Raw genomic sequence first — 5,162 nt, forward strand, 5'->3', positions numbered from 1 at the left:
GACCTGGGCACGGCCATCCTGCTGCAGGAGCGCGCCTTCCGGGCCCGCGCCGAGACCGGCCGCGCCGGCCCGGCGGTGATGGGCGTGTTCTGGCCCCGGGTCGTGCTGCCCGCCGACTTCGCCACGCGCTTCGACGAGACGGCCCGCAAGATGGTCGACCTGCACGAGCGGGCCCATATCAAGCGCGGCGATCCGGTGGCCAATCTGGTCATCGCCGGCGTCCAGGTGCTGGGCTGGTGCAATCCGCTGGTTCATCTGGGCGCCCTGTGCGCCCGGCTGGACCAGGAGATGGCCTGCGACGCCACCGTGCTGAGCCTGCGCCCCAACCTGCGCCGCACCTATGCCGAGGCCCTGGTCGAGGCCCAGACCCGGCGCACGGGCTCGCCGCTGGCCTGCTTCTTCGCGGCCCATCCGCTGGTGCTGCGGGTCAAGCTTCTGGGTTGCCCCGAGCCGAGCTATCGCCGCCAGACGGCCGGCGCGGCGGCGATCTTCCTGCTGGCGATCGTCACCGCCGGCGGGGTCTGGACCGTCACGCCGCGCGGTCCGGCGCCGCAGTACGAGACCTCCTGGCCCGGCCGCTTCGTCGGCGACACTCCGGCCGACGGAATCGTCCTGCCGACCCTGGACCGCCACTAGACCCGATCTCACGCCGCCCGGGTCGAAAGATCGCTCCTGCCTTGACGTTCTAGATTACATCTGTAACTTTTTTGATCTACAGATGTAATCCAAATTCGATCTGAGGGGAGCGAACATGGCCTTCATCCTGCGGATGCCCGAGCGGCGCGGCCGTGACGCCCGGCGCAAGGCGCTGGCGGTCCGCGCGTTCGACGGCCTGGTCATGGGCCTGATCGTGCTGAGCGTCGGACTGATGCTGATGTTCTTCATCCAGTACGAGATGAAGGTCGAACCCAAGCGCCCCGCCACCGGATCGCGGCTGGTCGCCGCCAAATCGATGGCGCGGGTGCGCTGGGCCAGCGTCAAGCCGCGACTCATCGCTCGCCTGGCCCAGCCGCATTCCCTGGAGCTGGGCCGCGTCTGGGCGCGCCGCGACGGCCGGGTCTGTGGTCTGGTCAACGGCTGGGGCAGCTTCGGCGGCCTGACCGGCATGACCCGCTTCTACGCCCAAGGCGACGAGCCTGTGTTCAAGCAGGATGGCCGGCCCGGCTTCGAGGAGGAATGGTGGGCCTGCAAGCGCGACCGCTACGTGGTCATCCGCGAGGGCTCGGAGGAGACGGGTTTCTGTCCTACGGAGCTTGGACAGGAGCGGTGTTACGACGTGGCGTATGGGAGGCCGGAGTGAGCTGAGGGGGCGTCCGGCGGCTACTCCACCCGCGGCAGCACCAGCGCCACGCGCAGGCCGGGCCCGAAGCCGCCGTACGCGCCCGGTCCTTCCGCCAGCTCCAACCGTCCGCCATGCGAGGCGGCCACGGCCTGGACCAGCGACAGGCCTAGCCCCGCCCCCGGTTCGCTGCGGCTGTTCTCCAGCCGGACGAAGCGCTGCACCACCCGGGCGCGGTCGCCCTCGGGCACGCCGGGGCCGGTGTCGGTGACCGAGAACTCCAGGTCGCCGGACGAGGTGCGCCGGGCCCGCAGCATCACCGCCCCGCCTTCGGGCGTGTACTTGATGGCGTTGTCGAGGAGGTTGGCCAGGGCCTGGGCGATGAACTCGCGATTGCCCCGGATGCTCAGCGCCGGAACGATCTCGGCCTTGAAATCCAGCCCCTTGTCCTCGCAGCTGGCCTCGTAGAGCTCGGCCATGTCCGAGGCCAGTTCGCTGGCGTCGAAGAGTTCCTGGTTGGGCGCCTCGCCGGCCGCCTGCAGGCGGGCGATGGCCAGCACGGCGTTGAAGGTCTTGAGCACGCCGTCGGCGTCCATCAGGGCCGTCTCGAGGGCCGCCATCGGATCGCCCTTGCCGTTCTCGGCGTCGATCAGGGCCACCTCCATGCGGGCGCGCAGACGGGTCAGGGGCGAGCGCAGATCGTGGGCGATCGCGTCGCCAGCGTGGCGCAGGCCGCCCATCAGCCGCTCGATGCGGTCGAGCATGTCGTTGAGGCCTTCGGCCAGCTCGTCGTATTCGTCGCGCGTGCCGCGCACCCGGGCCCGGGCGTGCAGGTCGCCGGCCCGCACGGCGTTCACGACGTCGACCAGGCCCTGCATGCTGCGCGAGACGTTGCGGCTGATCAGCACCCCGCCGGCCAGGCCCAGGATGATCACCAGCGCCCCGGCCCCGCGCAGGGCCCGGACGATCTTCATCACATAGCCCTCGGACTCCTGCACGTCGGCGCCGACGAACAGCGCCTCGCCGCCGCTCAGCTTCTCCTGGACCCCGCGCGCCGCGCGCTTGACCTCGGCGCCGTCGATGTCGGTCTCGGTGAGCTTGAAGGTCTCCCAGGTCGGGCCGGGGCCTTCGAAGTCGTCGATCGGCGACTCCTCGATCGAGCCGGAGATCCGCTTGCCGTCCTTGTCGAGCAGCAGGTACAGGAACGGCCGCTCGCCGGTGGCGCGCTCGACGATGGTCTGGTTCAGGGCGTTGACCCCGCCGACCCGATAGGCGGCCTCCAGGCTCTCCATCTCGCGGGTGATGTCGGCGTCGGCGCGACGGTTCACCTCGCCGGCGGTGGCGATGTAGATGTAGCCGAGGAACGCGCTGGCGGCCGCCGCGAACAGGGCCAGGAACAGCAGGGTCAGCCGGAACGGCGTGGATCGGATCAGGCGCGGCAGGCGCATGGGTCAGCGAAACTCTTCAAGAACGGCGGACGAGGAACCCGCCGCGACGCGTAGATGACCGTTCGCGATGGGCGCGGGCAAGTGAAGCAATTTTCACCTGGGCGCCGCGACGCCGCCGTCGCCTACGGATCGAGTCGGTAGCCCGCCCCGCGCACGGTCTGCAGCATGGCCCGGTCGAAGCCCTTGTCGATCTTGGACCGCAGACGGGAAATGTGCACGTCGATGACGTTGGTCTGCGGGTCGAAGTGGTATTCCCACACCTTCTCCAGCAGCATGGTGCGGGTCACCGACTGGCCGGCGTGGCGCATCATGAATTCCAGCAGCTGGAACTCGCGGGGCTGGAGATCGATCTCCTTGCCCTGGCGATGGACCGTCCGGTTGATCAGGTTCATCTCGAGCTCGCCGACCTTCAGGGTCGTGGCCACCGCGCCCGTTTCGCGGCGGCGCGACAGGGCGTCGACCCGGGCCATCAGCTCGGCGAAGGCGTAGGGCTTGACCAGATAGTCGTCGGCCCCGGCGCGCAGGCCGGTGACGCGGTCGTTGATCTCGCCCAGGGCCGAGAGGAACAGCACCGGCGTCTGGTCGCCCTCGCGGCGCAAGGTCTCGACCACCTCTACGCCGTTCTTCTTGGGCATCATGCGGTCGACGATCATCACGTCGAAGCCGCCCTTGCCCGCCTCGGTCAGGCCGGCCTCGCCGTCGGGCGCGTGGACGCAGTCATAGCCGGCCTCGGTCAGGCCGTGGCTCATCGCCGCCGCCGCCTCGAGATCGTCCTCGATGATCAGAATACGCATCACAAACCCCCAGATGCACGAAAGGGCGTCATCGTGCGAATCGATGACGCCCTCTGTCGTGTCGTCGTCACGTTCCGGGGATGGTGACGTGATCCGCGCGCGGGCGAAAGCCCCCGCGTATCGGCGTTAGCGCTACGGCGTGATCTTCAGCGGCACGATCGTGGGACGACCGGCGCGGATGATCCTCAGGTTGACGCTGGGGCGCTGCAGCTTCTTGGCCGCGTTCACCGCCGAGATCACCTGGGAGGCCGAGGTGACGGGTTCGCCGTTGACGCTGGTCAGCACGTCGCCCTTGCGCAGGCCCTTCTCGCCGGCGTCGGAACTGGGCTTCACGCCATCGATCAGCACGCCGCGGACGGCCGGGTCGATGCTGTAGGTGCGGCGGGCCGCGTCGTCGATCGGCGCCAGGCTCATGCCCAGGGCTTCCGACTTCTGGACCTGCGGCTTGGTCGGCGTCTCGCCGCCGCCCTCGTCGGTGTCGTCGTCGCTGAGCGCCAGTTCCTTCTCGGTCGGACGCACGCCCGACTTGATGTCGACCGTACGGGCCTTGCCGCCGCGCAGGATCGACAGCTTCAGGGTGTCGCCCGGACGGCCCTTGGCCACTTCGCGGGTCAGTTCCGAACCGCTCTTGATCGCCACGCCGTTGACGGCGGTGATCACGTCCTCGGGCATCAGGCCGCCCTTCTGGGCCGGACCGCCCTGGATCACGTCGGCGACGATCGCGCCCTTGATCTCGCCCAGGCCCTGAGCCTCGGCCATTTCCTTGGTGAAGGGCTGGATCTGCGCGCCGATATAGCCGCGCACGACCTTGCCGCCGTTGATCAGCTGCTTGGCGGTGGCTTCGGCCACGTCGGCGGGGATGGCGAAGCCGATGCCGACCGAGCCGCCGGTCGGCGAGAAGATCGCGGTGTTGACCCCGATCACCCGGCCGTAGATGTCGAACGACGGACCGCCCGAATTGCCCCGGTTGATCGGCGCGTCGATCTGGATGTAGTCGACGAAGGTCGACGAGCTGTCGCCCAGGTCGCGGTTATAGGCCGAGATGATGCCGGCCGTGGCGGTGCCGCCCAGACCGAACGGGTTGCCGATGGTGATCACCCAGTCGCCGACCCGCGGCTTGGCCTGGTTCTCGAAATTCACATAGGGGAACGCCGCGCCCTTGGCCTTGGGATCGACGACCTTCAGCACGGCCAGGTCGGTGCCTTCGTCGCGACCGACGACGGTGGCCTTCAGTTCGCGGCCGTCCTTGAGAACGACATTGATGCCGTCGTCATCGGCGTCGGCGACCACGTGGTTGTTGGTGACCAGATAGCCGTCGGCCGAGATGAAGAAACCCGAACCCGAGGACTGCTGCTTGGGACCGGGGACCTCTTCGCCGTCCTCGCCCTTCTGACCCTTGGGCACGAGGTCGAAGCCTTCCAGGCCGGGGATGCGCAGCTTCGGCGCGGCCGCGGCCTTGGAGGTCACGTCGATCTGCACCACGGCGGGCGAGACCTGCTCGAAGATGTCGGCGAACGACATCGGCGCGCCGGGCGGCGGCGCGAACATCGGCGCGGGATTGCCGGCCGCGCCCGAAGTGCGAACCACCTGCGCCTCGGCGGCGCCCGCCGGGCCCATGCGCATGCCCACCCCGACCAGGGC

The 5,162-nt window shown here is 69.3% G+C and carries 5 protein-coding genes; 2 read left to right on the plus strand and 3 right to left on the minus strand.

Going from position 1 to position 5,162, the window contains the following annotated elements:
* Both WAL33_RS02200 and WAL33_RS02205 read left to right on the plus strand, forming a co-directional pair.
* The coding region (locus WAL33_RS02200) for a M56 family metallopeptidase (protein WP_422178048.1) at positions 1–636 on the plus strand (636 nt) is incomplete at its 5' end.
* Between the two features lie 115 nt (positions 637–751).
* The gene (locus tag WAL33_RS02205; RefSeq protein ID WP_422178050.1) at positions 752–1,300 is read left to right on the plus strand and encodes a hypothetical protein; all 549 of its coding nucleotides are present in this window, start codon (positions 752–754) and stop codon (positions 1,298–1,300) included.
* 20 nt (positions 1,301–1,320) lie between these two features.
* Here WAL33_RS02205 and WAL33_RS02210 read toward each other — a convergent pair whose 3' ends face one another.
* From WAL33_RS02210 to WAL33_RS02220, 3 genes are all read right to left on the minus strand, one after another.
* Positions 1,321–2,727 (minus strand): sensor histidine kinase, encoded by a 1,407-nt coding sequence (locus WAL33_RS02210; protein ID WP_422178052.1) that lies wholly within the window; start codon positions 2,725–2,727, stop codon positions 1,321–1,323.
* Between the two features lie 122 nt (positions 2,728–2,849).
* Positions 2,850–3,521, minus strand: coding sequence for a response regulator transcription factor (locus WAL33_RS02215; protein ID WP_422178054.1), 672 nt, complete (start codon positions 3,519–3,521; stop codon positions 2,850–2,852).
* 132 nt (positions 3,522–3,653) lie between these two features.
* On the minus strand, positions 3,654–5,162 hold a 1,509-nt coding region (locus WAL33_RS02220; RefSeq protein ID WP_422178056.1), incomplete at its 5' end, for a trypsin-like peptidase domain-containing protein.

Origin of the sequence: Caulobacter sp. (assembly GCF_049283275.1) — a bacterium.
Classification (GTDB): Bacteria; Pseudomonadota; Alphaproteobacteria; order Caulobacterales; family Caulobacteraceae; genus Caulobacter.

Bases quoted from the DNA above. Each gene is read 5' to 3' on its own strand.
- WAL33_RS02215 (WP_422178054.1), bottom strand. From the start codon at position 3,521: ATGCGTATTCTGATCATCGAGGACGATCTCGAGGCGGCGGCGGCGATG.
- WAL33_RS02210 (WP_422178052.1), bottom strand. From the start codon at position 2,727: ATGCGCCTGCCGCGCCTGATCCGATCCACGCCGTTCCGGCTGACCCTG.
- WAL33_RS02205 (WP_422178050.1), top strand. From the start codon at position 752: ATGGCCTTCATCCTGCGGATGCCCGAGCGGCGCGGCCGTGACGCCCGG.